The 25,681-nt window shown below is 65.1% G+C and carries 29 protein-coding genes; 20 read left to right on the forward strand and 9 right to left on the reverse strand.

Annotated features, from left to right (window positions below):
- Positions 1 to 10 precede the first annotated feature (10 nt).
- The 12 genes from CXX84_RS17080 (at position 11) to CXX84_RS17135 (ending at position 12,274) form a co-directional block, all read left to right on the forward strand.
- Positions 11 to 1,606 (forward strand): bifunctional cytidylyltransferase/SDR family oxidoreductase, encoded by a 1,596-nt coding sequence (locus CXX84_RS17080; RefSeq protein WP_102977918.1) that lies wholly within the window; start codon positions 11 to 13, stop codon positions 1,604 to 1,606.
- Complete coding sequence (locus CXX84_RS17085; RefSeq protein WP_189337636.1) at positions 1,603 to 3,192, forward strand: class I SAM-dependent methyltransferase; 1,590 nt, start codon at positions 1,603 to 1,605, stop codon at positions 3,190 to 3,192. Before CXX84_RS17080 ends, CXX84_RS17085 begins: the two co-directional genes overlap by 4 nt.
- A complete protein-coding gene (locus CXX84_RS17090) occupies positions 3,189 to 3,458 on the forward strand; it encodes a DUF6752 domain-containing protein (RefSeq protein WP_102977920.1) in 270 nt (89 codons plus the stop codon). The genes CXX84_RS17085 and CXX84_RS17090 overlap by 4 nt, the downstream gene beginning before the upstream one ends.
- The gene (locus tag CXX84_RS17095) at positions 3,455 to 4,774 is read left to right on the forward strand and encodes a family 1 glycosylhydrolase (protein ID WP_102977921.1); all 1,320 of its coding nucleotides are present in this window, start codon (positions 3,455 to 3,457) and stop codon (positions 4,772 to 4,774) included. Before CXX84_RS17090 ends, CXX84_RS17095 begins: the two co-directional genes overlap by 4 nt.
- A complete protein-coding gene (locus CXX84_RS17100) occupies positions 4,764 to 5,897 on the forward strand; it encodes a glycosyltransferase (protein WP_102977922.1) in 1,134 nt (377 codons plus the stop codon). The genes CXX84_RS17095 and CXX84_RS17100 overlap by 11 nt, the downstream gene beginning before the upstream one ends.
- 27 nt (positions 5,898 to 5,924) lie before the next feature.
- Positions 5,925 to 6,350 carry a four-helix bundle copper-binding protein gene (locus tag CXX84_RS17105; RefSeq protein ID WP_102977923.1) on the forward strand — a complete coding sequence of 142 codons (426 nt, stop codon included), beginning with the start codon at positions 5,925 to 5,927 and terminating at the stop codon, positions 6,348 to 6,350.
- Positions 6,347 to 6,685: a hypothetical protein gene (locus tag CXX84_RS17110; protein WP_102977924.1), complete on the forward strand. Its 339-nt coding sequence runs from the start codon at positions 6,347 to 6,349 to the stop codon at positions 6,683 to 6,685. Before CXX84_RS17105 ends, CXX84_RS17110 begins: the two co-directional genes overlap by 4 nt.
- A gap of 3 nt (positions 6,686 to 6,688) precedes the next feature.
- Positions 6,689 to 8,251: a M20/M25/M40 family metallo-hydrolase gene (locus CXX84_RS17115; RefSeq protein ID WP_223253137.1), complete on the forward strand. Its 1,563-nt coding sequence runs from the start codon at positions 6,689 to 6,691 to the stop codon at positions 8,249 to 8,251.
- Entirely contained in the window at positions 8,232 to 9,386 is a 1,155-nt protein-coding gene (locus tag CXX84_RS17120; RefSeq protein ID WP_102977925.1) for a glutamate--cysteine ligase, read from the forward strand. The genes CXX84_RS17115 and CXX84_RS17120 overlap by 20 nt, the downstream gene beginning before the upstream one ends.
- A gap of 151 nt (positions 9,387 to 9,537) precedes the next feature.
- The gene (locus CXX84_RS17125) at positions 9,538 to 10,899 is read left to right on the forward strand and encodes a hemolysin family protein (protein ID WP_102977926.1); all 1,362 of its coding nucleotides are present in this window, start codon (positions 9,538 to 9,540) and stop codon (positions 10,897 to 10,899) included.
- The gene (locus tag CXX84_RS17130) at positions 10,892 to 11,932 is read left to right on the forward strand and encodes a hemolysin family protein (protein WP_102977927.1); all 1,041 of its coding nucleotides are present in this window, start codon (positions 10,892 to 10,894) and stop codon (positions 11,930 to 11,932) included. The genes CXX84_RS17125 and CXX84_RS17130 overlap by 8 nt, the downstream gene beginning before the upstream one ends.
- 165 nt (positions 11,933 to 12,097) lie before the next feature.
- On the forward strand, positions 12,098 to 12,274 hold the full coding sequence (locus CXX84_RS17135; protein ID WP_102977928.1) for a CsbD family protein: 177 nt from the start codon (positions 12,098 to 12,100) through the stop codon (positions 12,272 to 12,274).
- A gap of 73 nt (positions 12,275 to 12,347) precedes the next feature.
- On the opposite strand, the gene CXX84_RS17140 is transcribed toward CXX84_RS17135, so the two are convergent.
- Positions 12,348 to 12,821 (reverse strand): hypothetical protein, encoded by a 474-nt coding sequence (locus CXX84_RS17140; RefSeq protein WP_146031889.1) that lies wholly within the window; start codon positions 12,819 to 12,821, stop codon positions 12,348 to 12,350.
- Between the two features lie 67 nt (positions 12,822 to 12,888).
- Complete coding sequence (locus CXX84_RS17145) at positions 12,889 to 13,191, reverse strand: DUF3040 domain-containing protein (RefSeq protein ID WP_102977984.1); 303 nt, start codon at positions 13,189 to 13,191, stop codon at positions 12,889 to 12,891.
- Between the two features lie 250 nt (positions 13,192 to 13,441).
- Here CXX84_RS17145 and CXX84_RS17150 point away from each other — a divergent pair, with 250 nt between their 5' ends.
- Positions 13,442 to 14,266: an alpha/beta fold hydrolase gene (locus tag CXX84_RS17150; protein WP_223253138.1), complete on the forward strand. Its 825-nt coding sequence runs from the start codon at positions 13,442 to 13,444 to the stop codon at positions 14,264 to 14,266.
- A gap of 6 nt (positions 14,267 to 14,272) precedes the next feature.
- On the opposite strand, the gene CXX84_RS17155 is transcribed toward CXX84_RS17150, so the two are convergent.
- Positions 14,273 to 14,959: a hypothetical protein gene (locus tag CXX84_RS17155; RefSeq protein WP_223253139.1), complete on the reverse strand. Its 687-nt coding sequence runs from the start codon at positions 14,957 to 14,959 to the stop codon at positions 14,273 to 14,275.
- A gap of 182 nt (positions 14,960 to 15,141) precedes the next feature.
- Between CXX84_RS17155 and CXX84_RS17160 the strand changes: the two genes are divergently transcribed.
- From CXX84_RS17160 to CXX84_RS19025, 4 genes are all read left to right on the forward strand, one after another.
- Complete coding sequence (locus CXX84_RS17160; protein ID WP_102977931.1) at positions 15,142 to 16,482, forward strand: DUF2254 domain-containing protein; 1,341 nt, start codon at positions 15,142 to 15,144, stop codon at positions 16,480 to 16,482.
- Positions 16,483 to 16,581: 99 nt separating this feature from the next.
- Entirely contained in the window at positions 16,582 to 16,965 is a 384-nt protein-coding gene (locus CXX84_RS17165; protein ID WP_102977932.1) for a hypothetical protein, read from the forward strand.
- A 56-nt stretch (positions 16,966 to 17,021) separates the two neighbouring features.
- Positions 17,022 to 17,429, forward strand: a complete 408-nt coding sequence (locus CXX84_RS17170; protein ID WP_102977933.1) for a four-helix bundle copper-binding protein — start codon at positions 17,022 to 17,024, stop codon at positions 17,427 to 17,429.
- 16 nt (positions 17,430 to 17,445) lie between these two features.
- Complete coding sequence (locus CXX84_RS19025) at positions 17,446 to 17,673, forward strand: hypothetical protein (RefSeq protein ID WP_146031890.1); 228 nt, start codon at positions 17,446 to 17,448, stop codon at positions 17,671 to 17,673.
- Positions 17,674 to 17,770: 97 nt separating this feature from the next.
- Here CXX84_RS19025 and CXX84_RS17175 read toward each other — a convergent pair whose 3' ends face one another.
- Positions 17,771 to 18,148 (reverse strand): MerR family transcriptional regulator, encoded by a 378-nt coding sequence (locus tag CXX84_RS17175; protein WP_102977934.1) that lies wholly within the window; start codon positions 18,146 to 18,148, stop codon positions 17,771 to 17,773.
- 177 nt (positions 18,149 to 18,325) lie between these two features.
- On the opposite strand from CXX84_RS17175, the gene CXX84_RS17180 reads away from it, so the two are divergent.
- Positions 18,326 to 19,849, forward strand: a complete 1,524-nt coding sequence (locus CXX84_RS17180) for a SulP family inorganic anion transporter (RefSeq protein ID WP_102977935.1) — start codon at positions 18,326 to 18,328, stop codon at positions 19,847 to 19,849.
- Between the two features lie 20 nt (positions 19,850 to 19,869).
- Here CXX84_RS17180 and CXX84_RS17185 read toward each other — a convergent pair whose 3' ends face one another.
- Positions 19,870 to 20,550 carry a potassium channel family protein gene (locus CXX84_RS17185; protein ID WP_102977936.1) on the reverse strand — a complete coding sequence of 227 codons (681 nt, stop codon included), beginning with the start codon at positions 20,548 to 20,550 and terminating at the stop codon, positions 19,870 to 19,872.
- Positions 20,551 to 20,554: 4 nt separating this feature from the next.
- The gene (locus tag CXX84_RS17190) at positions 20,555 to 21,955 is read right to left on the reverse strand and encodes a TrkH family potassium uptake protein (protein ID WP_411266225.1); all 1,401 of its coding nucleotides are present in this window, start codon (positions 21,953 to 21,955) and stop codon (positions 20,555 to 20,557) included.
- 429 nt (positions 21,956 to 22,384) lie between these two features.
- On the opposite strand from CXX84_RS17190, the gene CXX84_RS17195 reads away from it, so the two are divergent.
- Positions 22,385 to 22,759, forward strand: a complete 375-nt coding sequence (locus CXX84_RS17195) for a cupin domain-containing protein (RefSeq protein ID WP_102977937.1) — start codon at positions 22,385 to 22,387, stop codon at positions 22,757 to 22,759.
- Positions 22,760 to 22,769: 10 nt separating this feature from the next.
- The gene (locus CXX84_RS17200) at positions 22,770 to 23,774 is read left to right on the forward strand and encodes an alpha/beta fold hydrolase (protein WP_102977938.1); all 1,005 of its coding nucleotides are present in this window, start codon (positions 22,770 to 22,772) and stop codon (positions 23,772 to 23,774) included.
- A 21-nt stretch (positions 23,775 to 23,795) separates the two neighbouring features.
- On the opposite strand, the gene CXX84_RS19175 is transcribed toward CXX84_RS17200, so the two are convergent.
- From CXX84_RS19175 to CXX84_RS17210, 3 genes are all read right to left on the reverse strand, one after another.
- Positions 23,796 to 23,948 carry a hypothetical protein gene (locus CXX84_RS19175; RefSeq protein WP_189337638.1) on the reverse strand — a complete coding sequence of 51 codons (153 nt, stop codon included), beginning with the start codon at positions 23,946 to 23,948 and terminating at the stop codon, positions 23,796 to 23,798.
- A gap of 69 nt (positions 23,949 to 24,017) precedes the next feature.
- Positions 24,018 to 24,761 (reverse strand): GAF and ANTAR domain-containing protein, encoded by a 744-nt coding sequence (locus tag CXX84_RS17205; RefSeq protein WP_102977939.1) that lies wholly within the window; start codon positions 24,759 to 24,761, stop codon positions 24,018 to 24,020.
- Between the two features lie 154 nt (positions 24,762 to 24,915).
- The gene (locus tag CXX84_RS17210; RefSeq protein ID WP_102977940.1) at positions 24,916 to 25,524 is read right to left on the reverse strand and encodes a flavodoxin family protein; all 609 of its coding nucleotides are present in this window, start codon (positions 25,522 to 25,524) and stop codon (positions 24,916 to 24,918) included.
- Between the last annotated feature and the right edge of the window lie 157 nt (positions 25,525 to 25,681).

Consider the following 25,681-nt stretch of genomic DNA (forward strand, 5'->3'; position numbering starts at 1 on the left):
AGGACCAGCCATGGAACAGCAACCACCGTCTTTCCCCCCGGAAGCGCACGGCACTGACGCGCGCCGCCACAGCACGCAGAGCACGTCCCGCCGGCATAACCCGCCTCCTGAGGACCGGGACCCGCTGGACCGGAACCCACGGGACCCGCGCCCGCAGGACCGGCACCCGCAGGACCAGGGCCAGCAACCGGACAGGGGCGTCCGGACCTGGAACGCGGCCGTCATCCTGGCGGGCGGCGTCGGAGCGCGAATGGGCCTGGACATCCCCAAACAGTTCGTCCCCATCGCGGGACGGACCAGCCTGGAACACACCGTGGAGCTCTTTCAGTCCTGCGACCTGGTGGACGAGGTCATCATCATGATGACCCCCGGCTACATACCCAAAGCCGAGGAACTCCTGCGCAGGAACGGACCAGCCAAGATCACCGGAATCTTCCCCGGCGGAACGGACCGCAGCGAGACGTCCCGCCTGGCCCTGGCCGCCATCAGGAACAAGGACGCGAACGTCATCTTCCATGACGCCGTCCGCCCGCTGCTGGACGGGGACATCATCGGCGCCTGCATCCGCGCACTGGACGTCTACGCCGCCGTCGACACCGCCATTCCCTCAGCCGACACCATCATCGAAGTGGATGATGACAACTTCATCAAAGCGGTGCCCCCGCGGGCAAAACTGCGCAGGGGCCAGACGCCGCAGGCCTTCCGGATGCCGGTGATCGCGCAGGCGTACGAGCGGGCTGTCCAGGACCCGGACTTCGCCGCCACGGATGACTGTTCGGTGGTGCTCAAGTACTGCCCGGACGTCCCGATCTTTGTGGTGGACGGGGACGAGGCGAACATCAAGATCACCCAGCCCATCGACATCCACATCGCGGACAAGCTGTTCCAGCTCCGGCACAAGACAGCGCTTCCCGGCGGTAGCACTGCGGGCCTCCGCGGCTCAACGGCCCTGGTGTTCGGTGCCAGCTCGGGCATCGGCCTGGAACTCGTCCAGCAGCTGGAAGCCGAGGGTGTCCTGGTGATGGGGCAGAGCCGCACCGGCAACGGCACCTACGTGGAGGACCGGCAGTGCGTGGCCCAGGCACTCGCCGAAGCGGCTGCCAGGTACGGCCGCGTGGACCATGTCATCCTCTCCGCGGGTGTCCTCAGCGTGGGCCCGCTCGCCCAGTTGACAGACGAGCAGCTGCACCACGATGTGGACGTCAACCTCACGGCGGCGTTCATCGTTGCGCAGGAATCGCAGAAATACCTGGCTGAGAGCAAGGGTTCGCTGACGCTCTTCGCCTCCAGCTCCTACACCCGGGGCAGGGCAAATTACACGGTCTATTCCGCCACCAAGGCCGCCATTGTGAACCTCACGCAGGCGCTCGCGGATGAATGGAGCGCGGACGGCATCCGGGTGAACTGCATCAGCCCCAGCCGGACGGCCACACCGATGCGGACCCGCGCGTTCGGCGTGGAGGAGGAAGGATCGCTGCTGCCCGCGGCGGCCGTGGCCGGGGCCAGCCTGCAGGTCCTGGCGTCCGCCATGACCGGCCAGGTGGTGGACGTCCGCCTCCCCTTCACGGACGCGGCGAAGGATCCGCAGCTGGTGGCGCAGCCATGAGCCAGGACGTGGAGACCCCCACCCACACCCACAGCCTCCGGGCCGACAGGCACTCGCTGACCCTCGTTGGACCGCCCATACCGGCCGGCACCACGTTGTCCATCCTGCTGGGGGACAGGCCAATCTGGAGTGTCCATTCCGGTGAGGCCGCCAAACGCGGATCCGGGTACGTCATCGACTGGCCGCCGGCCCTGGCCGGCCGGCTGTCCGGGTGGGCCCGGCTCAGCGTGCGGCAGGATGGAAGGCCGTTATGTCCGACGGCGACAGTCGCCTTTGATGATTCACCGGACGAGTTCTCGCTCGCGGAGCCGGGCACCGGAATGCCCCAGATCATCAACAAGTGGGGGCGGATCGCGCGGAACTTCGAAGGCCAGCGGGCGTACCTGATCGACGAGGCGCTGGACGAGGCCTGCAGGCTGGTGAAGTGGATGCGGAGCCGGGACCAGGAATTGTTCGTCACGGGCGGGACCCTGCTGGGGCCGGTTAGGGACGGGCGGATCATGCCCGGCGACGACGACGTGGACCTGGCCTACCTCAGCAGGCACGAGAACCCGTCGGACATTGTGCTGGAAGGCTTCGAACTGGAGCGGGCACTGCACGCACGGGGCTACGAAACCGTCCGGCATTCAGCAGGGCACCTTCAGCTGCTCTTTCCGGGCCCGGACGGGACGGACCGGTTCTACCTGGATATCTTCACCTACTTCATTACCGGGGGTTGGTTCCACGGCACGTTCCATGCCCGCGAGCACTGTGAAAAAGTGCCCGTGTTTCCGCTCCGGACGCTGATCATCAACGGCCGAAAGCTGCCCGCGCCGGCTGATCCGGAAGCCATGCTGGCCGCAATATATGGTCCGGGCTGGCAGACCCCTGATCCCGCGTTCCGGTTCGTCACGCCGCCGCCGGCACGCCGCCGGTATGACACGTGGCTGGGCGGCCTCGACTGGGACCGGGAGAACTGGGAGGACCACCACCGGGCGCAGCTGCGGGGTGAGGGCGGGCACGGCCCCGGCCACACGCCGTCGGACTGGGCGGAGGAACTGGCCCGCCAGCTGCCCCGAAGGTCACGGATCCTGGAGCTGGGCTGCGGTCTCGGTGCAGACGCGAAGCACTTCGCGGAGCAGGGGCATCATGTGGTGGCTGTGGACTACAGCCGCCCCGCCATTGAGCACCTGCGCGGGCAACAGGCCGGCCCGGGGTCCCTGGCCTTCCGCCGGGTAAACCTCAACTCGCTTCGGGAGACGGCCCCGCTGGCCGGACTCGTGAAGGAGGATGCAGGTCCGCTGCATGTGTACGCACGGCTGCTGCTGAACTCGCTCGACTGGCAAGGCCGGGAAAACACGCTGGGGCTGATCCGTCAGCTTTTGCGGATCCAGGGCCAGGATGCGGCGGCTTACCTGGAAGTCCAGGTGGGCGGGTCTAAAACCCCATTTCCGGACTGCCGCTTTTATGCGGCCATGGATGGCACCGGCTTGAAGGCCAGCCTCGCAGAACTGGGGCTGGCAGCAGACGATGTTCCACCACAACCAGGGCGCCGGGACAACGGCGCCATTCCCACCCAACGAGTGAAAGTGAGGGCCCTGCCATGAATGATCCCCTGATCGAAGCCATCCACGAGCACGAGCCCCTGAGTGACCCGCTGGAAGAGGTCAACCTGCGGCTGGCCATAGCCGCAACGGATATCGCCGAACTTCGCGCCGAGATCGTCCGGCTGGACAGGGACCTGGACGAGTCACGGCGGCTGAACCGGAGAGCCGCGGAGCTGCTGGACCTCGTTTATGAGCACCTGGCCGGCAATCCCGGACGCACTGCCATCCAGGATCCGGCCCTGCAGCGGAAAGGGGCAGGCATATGAGCGGAATCGACATCATTGGCGCCTTCGAGAGCACGTACCTTCCCCGGCACGATATGGACATCTTTGAATCCACTGCCCATGACGTGCACTGGAAGAAGGACCTCGAACTGCTGGCCGGTTCCGGTGTTCGGAGGCTCCGGTACCCGGTGCGGTGGCACCGGGTGGAATCCGAGCAGGGAGTATTCAACTGGGCTGACACGGACAAGGTGCTGAACTACCTCCGCGACCATGGGTTCCGGCCCATCGTGGACCTGGTGCACCACACCAGCTACCCCCAGTGGCTGGAAGGCGGATTCGCGGACCCCCGCTTCAGCGCCGCCTACCTGAGGTACACCGGGGAGTTCGCCCGGCGGTACCCCTGGGTGGAGGAGTACACGCTGTTCAACGAGCCCTTCTCTACCCTGTTCCTCACCGGGCACGAGGCCATCTGGCCGCCCTACCAAAAAGGCCTGGACAACTTCGTGGGCCAGATCCTGAACGTGCTGCCCGCCGTCGCGGAAGCGAGCCGCGCCTACGCCGAGATGCTGCCGGGCGCCAAGCACGTGTGGGTGGACACCTGCGAGCACCACACCGGCGCCGGCGCGGGCGGCAGCGCGTACGCCACCATGGCCAATGAACGCCGGTTCCTGGTGCTGGACAGCTTCCTGGGCAAGGGTTACGACCCCCAGGGCCCCATGGGTGACATGCTCCGGGAAGCCGGGGGAGAGGCGCTGCAGGACCTGGAGCCGGGCCGGATCGACGTGCTGGGACTGGACTACTACGCCCATTGCCAGTGGCACTTCGATGACCAGGGCGGCGCGCCCAACACCCCCTACCCGCTGCCCCTTGCCCAGCAGATCTACCTGTACTGGGACCGTTACCGGCTGCCGTGCCTGCTGACCGAAACCAACGTCCGCGGCCGCACTTCCGACCGTGCCACCTGGTTCAAGTACGTCCTCGAACAGTGTGAGCGGGCCCGGCAGATGGGCGTGCCCCTCGAAGGACTGTGCTGGTTCCCGGTGATCGACTCCACGGACTGGGACACCCTCCTGTACCGCAATGACGGACACATCGACCCGGTGGGGGTGTACTGGCTGGACCAGGAATTGGCCCGGCAGCCCTCCGTTATGTCCGAATCCTATGCAAAAGCCGCCGCCGGCACGCCGTCGAAAGACCTGCCGGCCTTCACGCTCGGCGAGCCCGTGGCCACCTGGCTGCGCGGCTACGAGTCGCAGATGTCCCACTGGAACTGGATGGAGGCCCCTGACGCGGATCTGGGAAACAGCCTGCCCAACACGCAGACCCGAATGGAATTGAGGATAGTCAATGCAGAGTGAACTGATCGTCTTGTCGCATCTCCGGTGGGACTGGGTATGGCAGCGTCCCCAGCACCTCGTGTCCCGCCTGGGCTCCCGCTGTTCCACCTGGTACGTGGAGGAGCCGCTCACGCCCTCGCCTGATTTCACCGGCGGGAACCGGATGAATTCCAGCCGGGTGGACGGTCTGAACCGGGCTTGGCTGGAGATTCCTGAGCAGGGCCACCACGTGGGATTTTTCGACGACGTCCTGCCGGACTACATTGACCAGCTTCCCGGACTGGTGGGCGAACCCGTGGGCGAACGCGTGGTGTGGATGTACACCCCGCTGGCCTTGGAACTCGCCCTCGCGCTCAAGCCCACCACGCTTGTCTATGACGTGATGGACGATCTCGCCGCGTTCAAGGACGCCCCGCCCGAGCTGGTGGTGAGGCAGCGGCAGGCACTGCGCCGGGCCGACGTCGTGTTTGCCGGCGGCCGTTCGCTCCACCGGTCCATGGTGCGGCAGGGCCGCGCGGACACCCTGCTCTTCCCCAGCGGAGTGGAGCCGGAGCATTACCGGATTCCGACGGCGGAGGCCCGCGTTCCCGGGCAGCGTCCGGTTGCGGGATACGTGGGGGTTCTTGACGAGCGGCTGGACCTGCAGCTGATCGCCGGCCTGGCACAGGCGCTGCCTGAGTGGGACATCAAAATGTACGGTCCGGTGGCCAAGATTGACCCGGCCAGCCTGCCGCAGGCACCAAACATCAGCTACGAAGGGTACACCTGTTACGCCGACCTTCCGGATGCGATGACCGGCCTGGATGTAGCGCTTATGCCTTTTGCCCTGAATGAGGCCACCCGCTCCATCAGCCCCACCAAAACTCTCGAGTACCTCGCGGCCGGCCTGCCGGTGGTTTCCACGCGGGTGCCGGACGTGGTGGCTGACTTCCCAGGGGTGGTGCACCTGCGCGACGACGCCGCCGGGTTCGCGTCCCTGTGCCGGAACCTCGGCCTGCGGGATCCCTCGCGCGGGCCCCGGGCCAAGACGCGCGAGCTGCTGAAGAAGTACCACTGGGACACCATTGCGGCGCAGATGGCGGAGTCCATCTTCGCTTCAGGCCTGCAGGTGCCGGAACCGTCCGGTGCCGAGGCCACTGCCTAGCGCTGCCAGTCACGGAAGGAGAACGGAATGACACACATACGGGCCATGATCGACGCCCACCCCAAAGGACTCGATGAGTTCAACAAAGCCAAACTGGCAGAATGCATCGCCGCCTGTTTCGAGTGCGCGCAGACCTGCACCGCCTGCGCCGACGCCTGCCTCAGCGAGGAAATGGTGGCGGAACTGGTCACCTGCATCGGGACGGACCTGGACTGCGCTGACATCTGCGCAACAACCGGAAATGTGCTGTCCCGCCATGCCGGCTACAACGGCACCGTAACCCGGGCGTTGCTCGAAGCCTGCCGCGCTGCCTGCCGGGCCTGCGCGGAGGAGTGCGATAAGCACGCGGACATGCACGACCACTGCCAGGTCTGCGCGGAGGCGTGCCGGCGCTGTGAACAGGCCTGCGCCGACCTGCTGACCTCACTGGATGAAGGAGCTGAACAACAATGAACGAAGTACCCCTGCACAAGGAACTGCCGCTGCCCGACTACGACCACTTGCCCGTGGGCACCCTGCCGTCCCGCATCTCCGGCCTGGATGAGGCGCAGATGGCGCAGTTGATTACGTACGAGAAGGCCCACGGGAACCGCCTGCCCATCATGCAGATCCTCGAGAAGAGGCTTCATGACCTGCAGGGCGGCACCGTGCCCCGCGGCCCCCAGGCGCCCAGCACGCCCGAAGTGAACACCGGCCAGCCGGACACGCCGCAAACGGCCAGCGTTCCCGGTCCTCCCATCAACCCGCCGTCACAGGGCGATCCCACCAACCCTGCCCAGCCCCGGTGAGCAGTGGAGCAGTATCACGGACTCGAGGGCCATGACGGCCCGGGCCACGAGGGCCCCGGCCTGCACGCCCCCGGCAACAGCAACGGCGGCGCGGTAGGCGTAAACGCCGGGGAAAACGACGCCGGCGCGGGCCTTCACGCCTATGTCCGCTCACACCGGGGTGAGGTGGAGAAGCAGTTGGCCGAGTGGGTGCGGGTGCCGGGCGTGCTGGGGGATCCGGAGCACACCCAGGACCTGCTCCGCTCGGCCAACTGGCTAGCCGCTGCCTTCCGCGAAACCGGCTTTCCGGTGGTGGAGGTGCTTCCCACCGGGGAGTCCCACGCGGTGTACGCCGAATGGTGCGAGGCGCCAGGCGCTGCCACCGTCCTGGTCTACAGCCACCACGATGTCCGCGCGGCGAAGCCGCAGGAGTGGGACCAGACCGCACCGTTCGAGCCCGTGGTGCGGGACGGCAGGCTATACGGGCGGGGCAGTTCGGACGCCAAAGGGCAGGTCCTGGCCCACTTGTGGGCAATCCGTGCGCACCTGGAACAGCGCTCGTCCGGCTTTGGCGTGCCAGGGGATTCCACCGCCGTCCCCGCCGTCAACCTGAAGTACCTCGTCGAGGGGGAGGAAGAGGGCGGCTCCCCGCACCTGGCCCAGCTGCTGGAGGAGCAGGCGGGAAGGTTCCAGGCGGACCTGGTGTTGTTCTCCGACACCCTGCTCTGGCGCGAGGACCATCCGGCACTCTGCGTGAGCCTGCGCGGGATGCTCAGCGCCAGCCTGGAGGTGTATGGGCCGGGGCGCGATGTCCACAGCGGCGCCGTCTCGGGCAACGCGCCCAACCCGGCCATCGAACTGGGCCGGCTGCTGTCGCTCCTGCATGACGCACATGGGCGGATTGCCATTCCGGGATTTTACGACGGTGTGGAGCCGCTTCCCGGGGACCTGCGGCAGGCGCTCGCGGACCTTCCGTTCAGTGACGAGGACTGGCTGGCGCGGTCCGAAAGCGGCGCCATCACCGGTGAAGAGGGGTACACCGTGCTGGAGCGGCTGTGGCTGCGTCCCGCCGTCGAGGTCACCTCCCTCATTGCCGGCGACCCCCTGGGGGTGTCCCGTGCAGCCGTGCCTGCAGTGGCGACGGCGGACCTGAGCTTCCGGACCGTACCGGGACAGCGAGTGGAGAAAGTAGCCGGGCTGCTGCAGCGCTGGGTGGAAACGACCATAGGGGATGCGTTTGGGCACTCGGTAGTGCCCGATCTGACGACGGCACAGGAGCCATACCGCACCCCTGACCACCCGGCGGTGTCAGCGCTGGAACGTGCCATGGCCGCCGGGTTCAAGGCGGAAAAGGTGGGCCGGATGGGCAACGCCGGCGGCGGGCCGGCCGCGCTGCTCAGCCGGTCGTTGCACGCGCCGGTCCTGTTCTTCGGGACGGGCCTGGTGGAGGACCACTGGCATGACAGCGACGAAAGCGCCAGCCTGGACGTCCTGCTGGACGGCGCGGTGACGCTGGCGTGCCTCTGGGAAGAATTGGCACAGACGCACTACGCAAAGGACGACGGCGATGGCCACCCCGGGCAATGAAGGCACCGGTGCCGCGCAGTACCCGGCCAGCGGCCTCCGGACGTTTGGAATCGAAGAGGAACTCCTCCTGGTGGATCCGGCGACGGGGGAGGCGGTACCGAAGGCCGGTGAGCTCCTGGCCTTCTACGTCCGTCCAATGGATTCAGGAGCCGGGCCGGTTCTCACCGCGGAATTCCAGCAGGAAATGATCGAGGTGGTCACGCCGCCGCACTCCACCATGGATGGACTGGAGGCGGACATCATTGCAGGACGCGCCATCGCAGACAGGGCGGCCCGGGACGTGGGTGTCCGGGTTGCGGCGCTGGGAACGTCACCGCTGCCCACCCGTCCGCATCCGGTGCAGCTTCGGCGCTTTGTGGCGATGAGGGAGGAGTACGGGCTGACGGCAAGGGAGCAGCTCACCTGCGGCTGCCACATTCATGTGTCGGTTGAGTCGCCGGAGGAGGCCGTGGCGGTGCTGGACCGGATCCGGATCTGGCTGCCGGTTCTGGTCGCCCTCAGCGCCAACTCACCCTTCTGGCACGGCGAGGATACCGGGTACGCCAGTTACCGGTCCCAGGTCTGGAACCGGTGGCCGTCCGCGGGGCCGTTGGAGATCCTCGGCTCCCCGGACGCCTACCACCAGCTGGTGCATGACATGGTGAGCACCGGCGTCGCCCTGGACGAAGGCATGATCTACTTCGATGCCCGGCTCTCCCGGCACTATCCAACGGTGGAGTTCAGGGTCGCGGATGTGTGCCTCCGGCCGGAGAACACGGTGCTCCTCGTCGGAATCGCCCGGGGGCTTGTGGAGACCGCCGCGAGGGAATGGCGGGAGGGAATCGAGCCGGTCGCCGTCCCCTCGGCGCTGCTGAGGCTGGCGGCGTGGAAGGCTGGCCGGTGGGGACTGCGCGGGGAACTCCTGGACCCGGTGACCAGCCGTCCTGCCCCTGCGCTCGCCGTCGTCAATGCCCTGATCAACCACCTCCGGGAAGTGTTGGAAGACATCGGCGACCTGCAGCGGGTGGAAGAACTGGTGGACGATCTGCTGCGCGTGGGAACCGGTGCCGTGCGGCAGCTGGAGGTCCTGCACCGCACCGGGGACATGGAGGAGATGGTGGCCGACGCCGTCAACTGCACGGTGTGGGTGCCCTGAGCGGCGCCGCTCTGCTGTGGGCGTACAGGCCCCGCGGGCAGAAGGCCGCGCCGGTAGGATGGTGCAATCATGGATGACCCTCCTTCACATATGCCCAAGCCCCTCCGCCTTTTGACCGGTTATCCGGCCACCACGGGAGAGGGGCGCCCGAATGTATGAATGGATCATGCTCGGTATCGGCCTCGTCCTGACGGTGGGTACCGGTTTTTTTGTGGCTTCCGAGTTTGCGCTGGTTAATCTGGACCGGAACGATCTTGAAGCCCGCCAGGCCCGCGGGGAAAAGCGCCTGAACCCCACTATCAAGGCGCTGAAAATCACCTCCACGCACCTCTCAAGTGCGCAGCTTGGCATCACCCTGACCACCTTGCTGACCGGCTACACCTTTGAACCGGCGATCAGCTCGCTGCTGCGTGGCCCCCTGCTGTCCATGGGCCTGCCCGAGGCTGTCGTTCCCGGTATCGGCGCAGTCGTTGCCATTTTTACTGCCACCGTCTTCTCTATGGTGATCGGTGAACTCGTTCCCAAGAACTTCGCGCTGGCCCTTCCCCTGGCCACGGCCAAGTTCGTGGTCCCTTTCCAGGCCCTCTTCACCACGGTGTTCAAGCCCGTGATCCTGCTGTTCAACAACACTGCGAACAAGATCATCAGGTCCTTTGGAATCGAGCCGAAGGAAGAGCTGTCCGGTGCCCGCAGCGCCGAGGAGCTGAGCTCACTGGTGCGCCGGTCGGCCCTGGAAGGCGTGCTTGACCAGGATCACGCCGTGCTTCTGCACCGCACGTTGCGGTTTTCGGAGCACTCCGCCGCGGACGTCATGACGCCCCGCGTACGGATGACGGCAGTGAACGCCGATGACACTGCCGAGGACATTGTGGCTCTGGCAACGGCCACCGGATACTCCCGTTTCCCCGTCATCGGGGAGGACCGCGACGACGTGCTGGGCGTTCTGCACGTCAAGCAGGCCTTCGCCGTGGACCTGGCGGACCGGTCCCGGGTGACCGCATCTGGGCTGATGATCGAGCCCCTGCGGGTGCCGGAATCCATGAGCGTTGACTCACTCCTGGTCCTGCTGCGCAAGCAGGGACTGCAGGTGGCCATCGTCTCGGACGAGCACGGCGGTACCGCCGGGATCGTGACGCTCGAGGACCTGGTGGAGGAGATCGTCGGCGAGCTCGAGGACGAACACGACCGTGCCCGCACCGGTGTGGTCCGGACCGGACGGTCCATCACCTTTGATGCGTCGCTGCGGCCGGATGAGCTGCTGGACAGGACCGGAATTACTGTGCCGGACGGCGAGGAATACGACACTCTGGCGGGCTTCGTCACGGATCAGCTGGACCGCATCCCGGAACTGGGCGATGAAGTAGGGATCGACGGCGGGATGCTGCGGGTGGAGCGCGTCCTGGGCACGCATGTGGAGCGGATCCGTTTCACCCCGGACGCGTCGCAGGAGGCGCCGAAGAGCCCGCACGACCGCATCATTGATGACCTGACGCAGGAGCTGACCCATGAGTGAATACCTTCCCGGCATTATCTGGCTGGTGGTGCTCCTGGTGGTCAACGCCTTCTTCGTCGGTGCCGAGTTCGCCGTCATTTCGGCACGCCGCTCCCAGATCGAGCCCAAGGCCGAGGCCGGCAGCAAGGCTGCCAAGACCACGCTGTGGGCCATGGAGCACGCCACGCTGATGCTGGCCACCAGCCAGCTGGGCATCACCGTCTGTTCTCTGGTGATCCTGAACGTCTCCGAACCGGCCATCCACCACCTGCTGGAAATCCCGCTGGGCCTGACCTCCCTCTCCTACGAGGCGATCGGCATCATCGCGTTTATTACGGCGCTGCTGCTGGTGACGTTCCTGCACGTGGTCCTGGGTGAGATGGTTCCCAAGAACATCTCCTTCTCGGTCCCCACCCGTGCAGCCCTGATCCTGGCCCCGCCGCTGGTGATGGTCTCCCGGGTGGTCAAGCCGGTGATCTGGACGCTGAACGGCATCGCCAACTCCATCCTGCGCCTGTTCAAGGTGGAGCCGAAGGACGAGGCCACCAGTGCCTACACCCTGGATGAGGTGGCGAACATCGTGGAGCAGTCCACCCGTGACGGCATGCTGACGGATACCACGGGAACGCTGAGCGCAGCGTTCGAGTTCACGGCCAAGACCGTGGCCGATGTCGAGGTGCCTATTTCCGAAATGGTGCTGCTGCCGGAATCAGCCACCCCGGCTGACATCCAGCGGGCTGTTGCCGCGCACGGGTTCTCCCGCTACATCCTTACCAATGACGACGACGAGCCCTCCGGCTACCTGCACCTCAAGGACGTCATGGACCTGACCAGCCAGGAGAAGTTCACCCAGCCCGTGCCGGCCAAGCGCATCCGGCGCCTGGCGTCCGCATTCAGCGGCAGCGAGCTTGAGGACGCGCTGGCCACGATGCGCCGCACGGGTGCCCACGTCGCCAAGGTCTTTGACGCCAGGGGCAACACCACGGGGGTCCTCTTCCTCGAGGACATTATTGAGGAACTTGTGGGTGAGGTGCAGGACGCAACCAGCGCCTGAGCACCCGAGCTGTCCGCATTGCCGGCGTACCACCTGCGGCCAGGCAGGCAGCACCGGAAAGGGACGCACCCTGCCCAATAGTCAGCAGCCTTAGTGTTTTGTGGTTACGATGAGAGGGTAAGCCGCCGGCGGAGCCGGCGGGAGCCGACCGTAGGGAGAAACACCATGGGTTTGGACGACAAGATTGGAAATGCTGCCGAGAAGCTTGGCGGCAAGGGTAAGGAAGCCACTGGCGAAGCGACCGGTGACGAGAGCCTGAAGGCCGAAGGGCAAAGCGACCAGGCCAAGGGCGATCTGAAGCAGGCCGGCGAGAAGGTCAAGGACGCTTTCAAGAAGGACTGATTCCCGGTCCGGCAGATTTTATGGATGAAGGGTGTGGCTCCGGTGGAGCCGCACCCTTCGTGTGTGTGGGGTCCTAGCGAGAGGGCGGGACCGACGGCAGATAGGGACGATAAGCCTCGAGGGTTCCGTCCAGGACCGGGACCTGGAGCTCCTCCGTCTCCGCGCCCGCCGATATTGTCACTGTCACGCGGGACCCGGGAATGTCGCCGACGGAGTCGAGGATGGCCGGATTCGTATCAAATCCGTGATTGGTATTGCCTTCAACCACTACCGCGACTTTGTCATCAGCATCGGAGAGGGACACCTCCACCGCTTCCTGCGACCGGTTGAAAAGCGTTCCCAGCAGACGTCCCGGTTCCGATTCGGCCGCCGAGACTATCAGCAGGCTGCGGACCTCAATGCCGCCCACTTCCGCATCGACGCCATTGGCGATGGCGTACATATCCTCGTCAGGTGCTCCCGAACACGCGGCCAGAAAAAGTATGGAAAGTGCCGTGGACAGTGCTTTCGCCGCTCTTCGTGAGCCGGCGCCTGATGGGACATGCATTTCGGTCCTCCTTTAGTCAGTGCGTCATGCTTACTCCGCCTGCTGAGGGTCCGATTCCACCGTCCCTTTAGGCGTGGTGGCCCGAGTGCGGCCCGTCATTAAAGTGGACGCCCCTGAGGAGGCGGTCCGCTCCGGCAATCATCAGCAGGAAGCCGGCGACACCCACAATGATGAGTTCCGTCGCAACACCCACGATGACCAGGGCGAGTGCGGCGATGAGTGCCAGGACCCCGTGGACAGTTCCGGCTGCTTCTCTCCGGTGCCTGCCGGGCTCAGCAACCTGAAGTTTTTGGACCAGCTCCGGATCGCTGGACGCCAATTCCTGTTCGAGCACTTCAAGGCGTCTGCGCTCTTCGTCCGACAGTGCCATGGGATCCTCATCATTCGCTGGGATCAGGTTTTTTGCGTCCCCCAATTTCCACGGTAGGCAGGCGCCGGAACCGAAATCAACGCACGTGATGGATATGCAACGGGTTTCCGGGCGGCAGTTACTTGGCCGTTATTACCCTGCAGGCGCGGCAATGATGCGGTCAGCGCGATCTTTGCGCACAGAAGGGTACGTACGGTACCAACTGAGGCAGAGCGCGTGCCGGAAGCCCCACCAGATCAAGGAGCTGATGATGACCGAAAATTCTGTAGTGCGAAAGACCGTGGAAGTGAAGGGGACAAAGCTCTCCTACCTGGAAGCCGGGAGCCCGGATGCGCCGCCCCTGGTGCTCCTGCACGGCACATTCTGGAGCCGTGTGTGGAAGCCGGTCCTGCCGCAGCTTGCCGCGGAGCTGCACTGCCTGGCGCTGGACTTTCCGGGGTTCGGTCACAGTGAAGGGCAGCTGGACGTTGAGGAAGCAGCCGTCCCGGCACTGGCGCAGGTGGTGCTGGACGCAGCTGATGCGTTGGGGTTGGAGACCTTTGCGGTGGCCGCCCACGACATTGGCGGGGGAGTAGCCCAGCACCTGGCAGCGTACTCCGGACGCGTGACCCGCCTGGTGCTGGTCAACGCCGTGATGTTCGATTCCTGGCCGGTGCCGGCAGTGGAACGGTTCCGCGACCCGGCCGTCCGGGCAGGGACGAGCAGCGAGGAGCTTCTCGCGGCCCGGACCAAGACCATGCAGCTGACCGTGGAACGTCCCCTCAGCACGGAAGAGATAGAGGACTATGTCTTCCCCTGGCGAAGCCCAGACCGTGCCCGGTCCTGGATGGCGATGGCCGGCGCCGCTGATTCCCGTTACACCCTTGATCTGCTGCCTGCACTGAAAGCGGCCGCGGTGCCCACCAGGCTCATCTGGGGGCGGGACGATGACTTCCAGAAGATCAGCTTTGCCCGGCGCTACGTTGCAGAAGTGCCGGCCAGTGACCTGGTTGAAGTGGCAGGCAAGCACATCCCCATGGAGGACTCACCCCACGAGATTGCCGGTGCCATGCTTGAACACCTGTCGGCCCGGTAGCCGCAGTTATTCCTTCTGCCGCAGGAAGTAGGCGCCCAAGGTACCCGCCAGGGTGGCGAAAACAGCCACGGAGTAGATGGCCAGAAGGACCTGGATCACCCGGGAGAAGAGGTTGGTGCCGGTAATGCCGCTGCCGGTGACGGCGGCCATGGCGGATTCGAAGAGGGCATCTCCGTAGGAGCTGTGCTCTCCTGTCGCATAGAGGAGCTGGCTGGATGCCAGAATGACGACGGCGGTGACGGCGGTGAGCCACCCGATCCTGCTGGTCAGGAGCTTTCCGGCAGAACGGGAGCCCCGGACCCCTGCAGAGAGGATCGAGCCGTACCGCGCCAGCCTGGCGATGCGGACCAGCCGAAGCGCCTGCAGGGCACGGAAGAACCGCAGGAACGGCACCAGGAGGAATACCACCTGCCACCAGCTTTTCCGCCAAAAGTCCTTGCTGAACCCTGCGATGTAGGCACGCAGCAGGAATTCGGACACGAAGACTGCCCAGAAGAGCCAGCCCACTACCGTGAAGAAATTGACCATTGCCGGTTCCGATGCAACCAGCTGGCCAAGGACCACAAAGAGGAAGATGACGCCCAGGATCCCCATTGGCTTATCAAGACGGCGGGCCAGCAGTTCTGCGCGGTGAAGGCTGGTGGACTCCGCAGAGTAGGCGCCGGGGCTCATGTTGCTGCCGGGTTCAATCATGAAACTGAGCCAATGATCAGGACGCGGAGAATCTCAGCCCAGGAATCAAACCACATCAGCGTCATGCTCCTTTTGTTGGGGCCGCTTTGGGGCAGGGACAGGGTACCGTCACTGACAGTACGCTGAGTATTTCCGGTTCAGCCAGCTTCACGCCGGCTGGCGGGTGGAAGGGATGGCTGCAGATGAACGGACGCGGTGCGCACTGGATGGACGCCCTGCGGACCCAGCTGTGGCCGCTGCCGGTGGTGGCAGTTGCCCTCGCCGTGGTACTCGGCGTCGCACTGCCCGCCCTGGACTCGGCTGTGGACGGCCGGCTGCCGGAGGGTGTCACAGTCTTTCTCTTCAGCGGTGGACCGGAAGCTGCGCGCGCGGTCCTGCAGGCCATTTCCGGGTCCCTCATCACCGTGACGTCGCTGACGTTCTCCCTGACGGTGGTGACGCTGCAGCTGGCCAGCAGCCAGTTCTCGCCGCGGCTGTTGAGGACCTTCACCTCCGACCGCTTTGTCCACGGAACGCTCGCGCTGTTCCTTGCAGCGTTCGCCTTCGCGCTGACGGTCCTCCGAAGTGTCCGGGAGGAAGGTAACGGAAATACCGCTTTCGTACCTGAAATTTCCGTCACAGTGGCGTACGCGCTCGCCATGGCCAGCGTCGTCGGGCTGGTGCTTTTCCTGGCCCACCTCACCCGGGAGATCCGGGTGGAGACCATGATGCGCAGGGTCAACCTGGAAACCCAGGACACCATCGACCGGGTCTTTCCCGAGGAGCGTCCCCGGCGGGGACCCAAACCCTTTCCGGGACCTGGCAGCTTCCCCATCACCTGCGCATCCTCGGGTTTTCTGACCTCGCTTAACCAGGATGCCCTCCTACAGGCGGCGAAGGACTGCGGTGCTGTTCTTCAGATCGACCGGGAACCGGGCAGTTCACTGGTGGAGGGTGTTCCGTTTGCCACCGCCTGGCCCCTGGCGCCCGGAGCATCCTTCACAGCCGAGGTCCGGGAGAAGCTGGCACGCGATGTCAATGCCGCTGTGGAGACCGGTGTTGAACGCACCAAAGTCCAGGACATCGAATTCGGGTTCCGGCAGCTTATCGATGTCGCCGCACGGGCACTCTCCCCGGGCATCAATGACCCCACCACGGCAGTGCACGTCATCGGGCACCTTTCGGTCCTCCTGTGCCGTCTGGCAGGGAGGGATCCCGGCTCCCAGCACCTTGCCGACGACGACGGGCGGGTCAGGGTGGTGCTTTCCCTTCCCGGGCTCCAGGACTTCCTTGACATGGCCATGAACCAGCCGCGGCAATACGGGGCTGCGGACGCTGCCGTGGCTGCCCGGCTCCTTTGGCTCCTCCACGAGCTTCATTGGTGTGACCAGGAGGGCCAGTGCCGGGCAGAGATCATGGACCACCTTGGCCGCATGCGCAACGCCATTGCCTCCGCCGGCTATTCAGCCCCTGAACGAAAAAGCTTGATGGACCTGGCCGATTCCGTCGGCACCAGGCAGCAACAGGGCAGGACCCCGAAGTAGCCCCAGTCTTCCCGGAGGTGCGCGAAAGTAATACTCATGTGACCTGCAGAACAGGAAACCGAAGCTACGCTGAATAAAAGTCCCTGACAGGAAATGGTGATGGCCATACTGGGTTTGCCTGCGCTTGGAATTCTTCGCGGCCCTGTTTCGCTGCGAAGCGGTTTCGTGTGGCTGCTCCTGGCCCTGCTCATTGCCGGTGCTGCCTCGTATACCTCGGGGAGCCGGTATGCCCTTGTCCCCGGTGACAGCCAGGCCGTTGTCCATGAGGCCGTTCCCTCTGCTGAGCCGGACGAGCTGGAGCAGGACTGCTGCGAACGAAACAAGGCTCCCCGGGGTGAACCGGCACCGGTGCGGACCGGGGCAGTGGACCCTCCCGTACTGGTCCACCGCCACCTCGGGGACGGGACGGGGGCCCGCGCCCTGCCGCCCGAGCCGGAGCTTCCGTCGCTGACGGTGGTGGATCTTTCCATCAGCAGAACGTAGGAACAGCGAGCCGTATCGCTGCATCCACTGCTGAATAGACCTGGAAAGAGAAACCAATGACCTACGTACAGTCCATGCTTGACGCCTACCCCAAGGACCTGGGAAGCCTCGACAAGGCCAAGCTCGCGGAATGCATCCAGGCGTGCTTTGAGTGCGCCCAGACCTGCACCGCTTGCGCTGACGCCTGCCTGAGCGAAGACATGGTGGCGGAGCTTACCAAGTGCATCCGCACCAACCTTGACTGCGTTGACATCTGCGTGGCCACGGGGAAAATACTCTCCCGCCACACGGGCTACGACGCTAATATCACCCGCGCGGTGCTGGAAGCATGCCGCACCGCGTGTAAGTCCTGCGCGGATGAATGCGGGGAGCATGCCTCCATGCACCGCCACTGCGAGGTGTGCGCGGAAGCATGCCGCCGTTGCGAGCAGGCTTGCGCCGACCTCATCTCCTCGCTGGGCTGAGCAAGGAGAACCAGCCATGACGAGTCAACAAATTTCCCGGCTGCGGGGAGCCACCACTGCAGGACGTGGGGAAGATCCGGAGCTCCGGCGGATGCTGGCCACGCACATGCATTGCGGCGAGCCCATGCAACTGGTCAACGGAGCGATTGCGCTCCTGCCGGGCGGAAAAGAAGAAACGTACGACGGCGGTGTGCTGACGTACCGGTGCGCGTGCGGTTTTTCGTTCGATCACCGGATGGCCTGAGAGGGGCTGCCTCCAGCGGCCGGGTGTCCTTGGCGCTGGTATTGGGGGCGCCGAGGGCAGCCCGGCACCAGCCGCCCGGAAGTGAACAGCTTAATTGTCAGCGCTGACGGCCCAGTCGTTCGATGAGTTCGTCCGCCTGGGCCAGGTTGCGGGCCATTTTGGCGCGTTCGGCGACGGCTTTCTCCAGGAACCCAGCCAGCTTGGCCTGGTTGTCGTCCTGCCCCGCCGGTGAAGTGGAAAGAATCTCGAGGATCTCAGCCATCTCCTCGAGCGAGAACCCCAGCGGCTTCATTTGCTTGATCACCATCAGGCGCTCAAAATCGTCCTCTGAATAGACCCGGAAGCCGCCGTCGGTACGGGCCGTGGCTGGAAGCAGCCCCACGTCGTCGTAATGCCTGATGGTCCGCAGGGACAAACCTGTCCGTTCCGCCAGCTCACCAATGTGCATGGTGGATGTGCCGGTTCGTGGTGTCATGCGTGGGCCTCCGTAATGTCCGCGTTCAACCCTACCATCACGTTAGGGTAGAGTTGTGTGCGGTCGGTGAGACGCCTGAGCGGACTCCCGGCATCCCGGCGCGAGGCTGCGCCCCTTCATTCTTCGAAAGAGCGAGGGCGCCCAGATGCGTCTTCCTGACCATGAACGGAGCCAGCAATGGCCGTCAAAACCGCCGGGGATGCTCCCGCATATACTCCTGAGCAGCTGCAGTCTGTCCGGCAAACCCTGAAGTCCCCGCGGCGGCTGAAGACCGAAGTGCTCGGCGGGCTGGTGGTCGCGCTGGCCCTGATTCCCGAGGCAATCGCCTTCTCGATCATAGCCGGCGTCGATCCCCGCCTGGGGCTCTTCGCCTCGTTCACCATGGCGGTCACCATCGCCTTCGTCGGTGGCAGGCCAGCCATGATCTCGGCCGCCACCGGTGCAGTTGCCCTGGTCATTGCCCCGCTGGTGAAGTCCCACGGCGTGGATTACCTGATCGCCGCCGTCGTCCTCGCCGGGATCTTCCAGATCGTCCTGGGGCTCTCCGGGGTGGCCAGGCTGATGCGCTTCATCCCGCGCTCGGTGATGGTGGGCTTCGTCAACGCCCTGGCCATCCTGATTTTCATGTCACAGGTTCCGGAGCTGATCGGCGTCCCCTGGCTCGTCTACCCGCTGGCGGCGCTGGCCCTCGTGATCGTGTTCGGCCTGCCTAAGCTGACCACTGCGGTTCCCGCCCCGTTGGTGGCAATTGTGGCCCTCACGCTCATCACGGTGCTGGCATCCATCGCGGTCCCTACGGTGGGGGACAAGGGTGAGCTGCCTGACTCGCTGCCGTCCCTGTTCATCCCCAACGTGCCGTTCACACTCGAAACGCTGCAGATCATCTTCCCGTTCGCGCTGGCCATGGCCTTCGTGGGACTGCTGGAGTCCCTGATGACCGCCAAGCTCGTGGACGACATCACGGATACCCGCTCCCACAAGACCCGCGAAGCCTGGGGCCAGGGCGTGGCCAACATCGTCACCGGGTTCACCGGCGGCATGGGCGGCTGCGCCATGATCGGCCAGACCATGATCAACGTCAAGGCCTCCGGCGCCCGCACCCGGATCTCCACCTTCCTGGCCGGCGTTTTCCTGCTCATCCTCGTGGTGGTTCTGGGCGGCGTCGTTTCCGTCATCCCGATGGCCGCCCTTGTCGCTGTGATGATCTTCGTTTCCTGGGCCACGTTCGACTGGCACAGCATCCACCCCCGCACCCTGAAGATGATGCCCAAAAGCGAGACCCTGGTCATGGTGGCCACGGTCATCGTCACCGTCGCCACCCATAACCTGGCCATCGGCGTCGGCGTCGGGGTGCTCGTGGCTATGGTGATGTTCGCCCGCCGAGTGGCGCACTTTGTCACGGTGGAGCGGACTGTGAACAATGTGGAAGGCCACGAAACCGCAACTTATACGGTGAACGGCGAGCTGTTCTTCGCCTCCTCCAACGACCTCTACACCCAGTTCGAATACGCGCTGGACCCGGAGCACGTGGTGATCGACATGTACGCCAGCCACCTCTGGGACGCCTCAACCATCGCCGCCCTGGACGCCATCACCGAGAAGTACCGCGCCCATGGCAAGGACGTGAAGATCATCGGCCTCAACGATGCCAGCCTCACCATGCGCGAACGCCTCGGCGGGAAGCTCGGCGCCGGAAGCTAGTTCCAGCGGCGGGGCACAGGCTAGGGGCGGGTGCTGAACCGCTCGGCCAGGTCTTTTGTGCCCTGGACGATGATCTGGTCGTCGTCGTAGAGGACCGTCTGCGCAGTGGTGTGCTGCCAGGAGCCGCCCGGCCGTTTCACTGCGACGACGGTAATCCCGTACTTGTCCCGAAGCCCCAGCACGCCCAGGGGCCGGTCCCGGGCCTCCGCGGGCGGCTGCGTCCGGACCATCACGAAGTCGTCCTCGAACTCCACGTAGTCCAGGATTGATCCGCGGACCAGGTGCGCTACCCGCCGGCCCATGTCGTGCTCCGGCCGGATGACGTGCTGCACTCCGAGCTGTTCCAGGATTTCCGCATGGGGTTCGCTGATGGCCTTGGCCCAGATTTCGGGGTGCTTGAAGGTGAGCAGGCGGGAGGTGGTGAGGATGCTCGCCTCAAGGTCGGAACCGATGCCGACCACCGCCCGGTCAAACTCGTGCACGGAAAGCTGCCTGAGCACTTCTTCCTTGGTGGAGTCGGCGCGGACCACGTGGGCCAGCCGGCCATTGTAGGACTGCACGATGTCCTCGCTGCTGTCGATGCCCAGGACCTCCGTCCCCTGCGCTTCCAGCTCGAGGGCAAGGGAACCGCCGAAACGTCCCAGGCCAATAACGGCAACGGAGTCGCGGTGCGGCGCGCGCTCACCCCTGCGGGAAAACATGTCCTTAGCCAATGAGGGGCCTTTCCTTCGGGTATTCGTACAGTATGGGGCGCGTCCTGAGGGCCAGCGCCGTTCCCAGGGTCACCGGGCCCAGCCGGCCGATGAACATAAGCAGGATCAGGACCACCTGCCCGGCGGGCGGCATCCCGGCGGTGATCCCGGTGGACAGCCCCACTGTGGCGAAGGCGGACACCACCTCGAAGAGGATCCTTTCCTGCCCGAAGTCAGTGATCAGCATCAGGAACATGGTGGAACCTGTGACCAGGGCGATGGCCAGGAGCACCACGGTGATGGCCTGGCGGTGCACGGCCCGGGAAAGTCGTTTGCCAAAGATGTTAACTGCCGTGTCTCCCCGCAGTTCAGCGGCCAGGATGAAGAACAGCACGGCAAACGTGGTGATTTTCAGGCCGCCGGCAGTTCCGGCCGGCCCGCCCCCGATGAACATCAGGATGTCCATGCCCATCCAGGAGACCGGGTGCATCTGTGCAATGTCGATGCTGTTGAACCCTGCGGTACGGGTGATCACGGACTGGAAGAACCCGCCCATGATGCGGTCCCCGGGAGGAAGGCTGCCAAGGGTGGCGGGATTGGTCCATTCGGCGGCGGTGAGGAAGGCGGTTCCCCCGGCCAGCAGTACCGCACTTCCCGCGAGGACGATTTTGGTGTGCATGCTCCAGTGGACAGGCCGGCGGTACTGGCGGCGCAGTTCGAACAGGACAGGAAAGCCCAGGCTCCCGATGATCACGGCGCCCGCGATGGGCAGGCAGATCCAGGGATCGCTGACGAACCCCATCAGGTTGTCCGAATACAGCGCAAAGCCGGCGTTGTTGAAAGCGGACACGGAATGGAACAGCCCGTGCCAGAGTGCCTTGCCCGGGGTATAGCCGTAGCCCAGCAGGAAGCGGAGCATGAGTACCACAGTCAGGATGGTCTCCACGATGACAGTGATCAGGAGGACGCCGACCAAAACGCGGCGCACATCGCCGAAGCCGGTGCTTTTGGTCTCTGTGGCCGCCAGCATCCGAGAGCGCAGCCCCAGCCGCCGGGCTGTCAGCACGCCCAGCAGCGCGCCGAAGGACATCACTCCAAAGCCGCCCACCTGGATGAGCGCGAGGATGACCGCGTGCCCGAACCCGGTCCAGAACACGGGGGTGTCCACCGTGATCAGTCCGGTGACGCACACTGCTGACGTTGCGGTGAACAGGGCCTCCAATAGGGAGGCACCACGCGAACCAGTTGCCGAGGCCGGCAGCATCAGGAGCGCCGTGCCAACCGCGATGGCCAGGACGAACCCCAGAGCGATCAGCTGTGCCGGATGCCGGGGCACCAGCCTGCCGGCTGCCTTTCTAAGGGTGGAAGCCTGCCTCCCCTGCAATTCGGCGAGGGAGCGGCTGTAGCCGGCCAAAACAGTCTGCGGCTTTCTCCTCCGGCGGCGCGGCTCAGGGCTCCGCTGGTAGGCCTTCAGGTGCATAGGCGCCACCGTACCACCGCCGGATCCCGCCGTATGCCAGATGCAATGCAGCTCACATGCCTCTTGGAATGCGGGTGGCAGGTGTGCGTTCCCGCCCAGTTACCCAGGGGTGGTTGCCCCACCCGGCCGGGACACGTCGGCGAACCCGCGCGCGCCGCCAACATGGCGCGAAGCCGCCGGGCAGGAACGGTACGACGGCGGCCCGCACCACGTCTTGACAGGGCGCGTTGGCACGCGCACGCTGATACCGCTGGGAGCCGGTGTTGACTGGCGTGTCCTTTCCCGACGCACGCCGCCAACCGCACCCCGGAGCTGGCTAAGCTCCGGACGATAGTTCCATGCGCTCCTTGACAGGAGAAGGAAATGACCGCTGTGTCTGTAAGAACCCTTGAAGCAAAATCCTTTGACGAACCCGATGAAAAACGCCGGCCGCCCAAGACCCAGGTGGATGTGGTCACCCTGGGTGACGCAACGCTGGCCAGGTTCACTTTTGAGCCGGGCTGGCGGTGGTCCGAGACCGTAAAAACAGTGGTCAACACAGACACCTGCCAGGTGAACCATGTGGGGATCTGCACTGCCGGAACACTCACGGTGGTCATGGAGGACAAAACGCAGGCGACGATAAGCCCGGGCCATGCCTACACCATCCCAGCCGGCCACGATGCGTGGGTGGAGGGCGGGGAGGCGTTCGTGGGTTATGAAGTCATGAGTGCCGCAACCTTCGCGAAGCCTGCCTGACCCGGACGCCGTGAGCCTCCGCAGCAGCAGGGCCTCCGGGGCGCGGGACGCCCCGGAGGTCAGGCCCCGTAAGAAGTCCCGGCGCCGTCTGCGGCGGATTGGGATTGCCGCGTTGATTGTGCTGGGGCTGATTCTGGTGTCGACGGCGGTCAACCAGGTGATGGAGCGGGCGGAGAAGTCGACTATTCCGGCCTACGGGGAACGTATAGCGGTGGCGGGCGGCTCGCTGAACGTGTACCGGACCGGGCGCGCCGGCCAGCCGATTGTGCTCCTCAGTGGCCTGGGAACCTCGGCCCCTGCTCTTGACTTCATGCCGCTCATTCGTGAGCTGGGCGGTTTTGAGGTGGTGGTTGTTGAAGGCTTTGGGTACGGCTACAGCGACATGGCCGGGCCTCCGCGGACCAACGAAAATATCAGTACCGAACTTCACGAAGTCCTGGCCAGGCTCGGGATCAGGCAGCCGTACGTCCTGGCTGGGCACTCCATCGCGGGCTTCTACATGCTTGACTATGCCAACCGGTACCGCACGGAAGTGTCCGCGGTGGTGGGCATCGATGCCACCATTCCGAAGCCCGGGGATGAACCAGTTCCGGAGCCCGAACCTGGTTTTAGCTGGGAGCGCGCCCTCGCCGCCACCGGGGTGGTGCGGGCCGTGACGTTCCTTGCGCCGGGCTTGGTCAACCCGGATGGCGACGCCTACACCGAGGACGAGCTGCACCGCATGCGCCTGATGTACAGCTGGAACTTCGGCAGCCCGGCCGTGGCCGATGAGACAGCCCGGATAGCCAACAATGCAGAGGCGCTGCGGGGAGTCACCTACCCGGACGAGCTGCCGGTCCTGGCGTTCGTTGCCGATGAAAAGTCGGACTCGACAGCCACCAAAACAGCATCAGCCCAGAACCTGCTCAAGAATGTGAAGCGCCACCAGGTTGTCCTGCTTGAGGCCAACCACTATCTCCATTGGACGCAGTCCAGGCGGATGGCGGAAGAAATCCGGTCCTTCCTGGGGCTCTGATCCGCCCAACGAAAGCGCAGGTCAGGTCCGGGCGTTCCGCTTCAGCCAGCCCCAGACAGACGTGGCCACGAAGAGTACCAGGCCGATGACAGCCAGCCACAACAGGCCCTCAATGATGAAGCCCAGGATCGAAAGAACAAGCCAGATAACAAGCAGTGTGATGATGAGTCCCATGCCCGCAGCCTAGCCCGGGAGGATGGACATTCCCGGGCGAAGCGCGGGCCAACGCACAGGAAAGGTTGTTCAGCTGTCGAAGTGCGTCAGGACTTTCGGGTCCGCGGAGACCGACGAGACCACCGCCGCCGCCACCTCGCGGAGCTTGATGTTGCGGGTGCTGGAAGCGATCCGGAGGATCTTCATCGCGGATTCCTGGCTGCAGCGGTTCTGGGCCATGATCGCCCCGACTGCGACGTCGATCACTGTGCGTGATTCCATCGCCGCGGTCAGGTTCGCACGGTCTTCGGCCAACTGGGCGATCCGGACGGCCAGGCGCAGGGCTTTTGAGGCTTCCGCGGCGTAGGCTTCGGCCTTCTCGATGTTCTCCCCGCTGAAGGCGTGGCTGCGGGTGGCATAAAGGTTAAGCCCCGCCTTTGCCTCGCCTTCGAGCGGAAGGGGAACGGACAGGATCGAACAGATTCCTTCCGCCGATGCCGAGGCGGTGTAGTCGGGCCACCGGTCCTCCATCGCCAGGTCCGGGACGTGGACCGTGATCTGCTCACGGACAGTCGTCAGGCAGGGTCCTTCACCGTAGCCATACTGCAGCTCGTCCAAGGCGGGGACGCGGGGATCGCTGATGGCAACCGTTGTTGGCTTCTTGCGCCGCATCAGCGTGACGCCGCAGAGGAGATCATCGTGGGCGGACAAGCTGGCTGCAGAGAAAACGGCCAGCTCGTGAAGGAGCTCGTCAACATCGGAACTCTGCAGGACGAGGTCCTGGAGGTGCTCGGCCACGCGGGTGTCCTGCCGGGTGCTGCGGTCCTGACTCACGATGGCCTCGTCTCTGCTGTTTACCCACACCAACGGCCCGGACGGGGGTGGGTGCTGGCGCGGACCGCTTCGGTAGCGGATTTCCAGTTTACGCTCCGAAACGGCCGCAACAGTGGTTGCGGCGCACCAACAGGCGGGGGACTGCCCGGCTGTCTTAGCCCGCAGGGTAGGGCGAGGCGGTGAGGAGGCGGGCAAGGTGCGCAGCGTTGCGCGCGGCACCGGCAGTAGTGGCGGCCACCTTTTCGGGCACGCTGTCCAGGTCTTTGTAGTCGACGGTCTGCATTGCTTCCCCCACCCAGTAGGTGGCGCCCTGGGCAGGGAGGGTGAATCCGACGTCGTTCAGCCCCTGCTGCATGTCCGCCACGGTTTTGTGGGCGCCGTCCTCGTTGCCAACGACGGCGATGATCGCCACCTTTCCGTACATGATGGGCCTGCCGGCGTCGTCGGTTTCGGCGAGGTCCGCGTCGAGCCGTTCGAGGACCCGCTGGCTGATGCTGCTGGGATGTCCCATCCAGATTGGGGTGGCCAGGACAAAAATGTTCGCCGCGAGAATCTTCTCCCGGATTCCGGGCCAGGCGTCGCCGTCGCCCATGTCCACCTGCACGCCGGGCATCACGTTGTGGTCCACTACCCGGACGGACGTCCCGGCCACGCCATGGGTGGCCAGTTCGTCGAGTACGTGGCGGGCCATGAGTTCGCTGCTGGACGGCGCGGGGGAGGGCGTGAGGGAGCAGGTCAGGGCAAATGCGGTGAGGTCAGCCATTGGTCGTCCTTTGCTTTCTGTCGAGCGTTTTTGATGGTCCAGCAAGTGGTTCGTAGCGTATGGCGGGACGGATGGGGCCGGGAACACGCCTTGCGCGATAGATAGCAAGTGTGCTTAGTATCTTATTAGTAACCTTACTTACTATCTTCACATCCTG

This window comes from Arthrobacter sp. AFG7.2 (assembly GCF_002892835.1).
GTDB lineage: Bacteria > Actinomycetota > Actinomycetes > Actinomycetales > Micrococcaceae > Arthrobacter.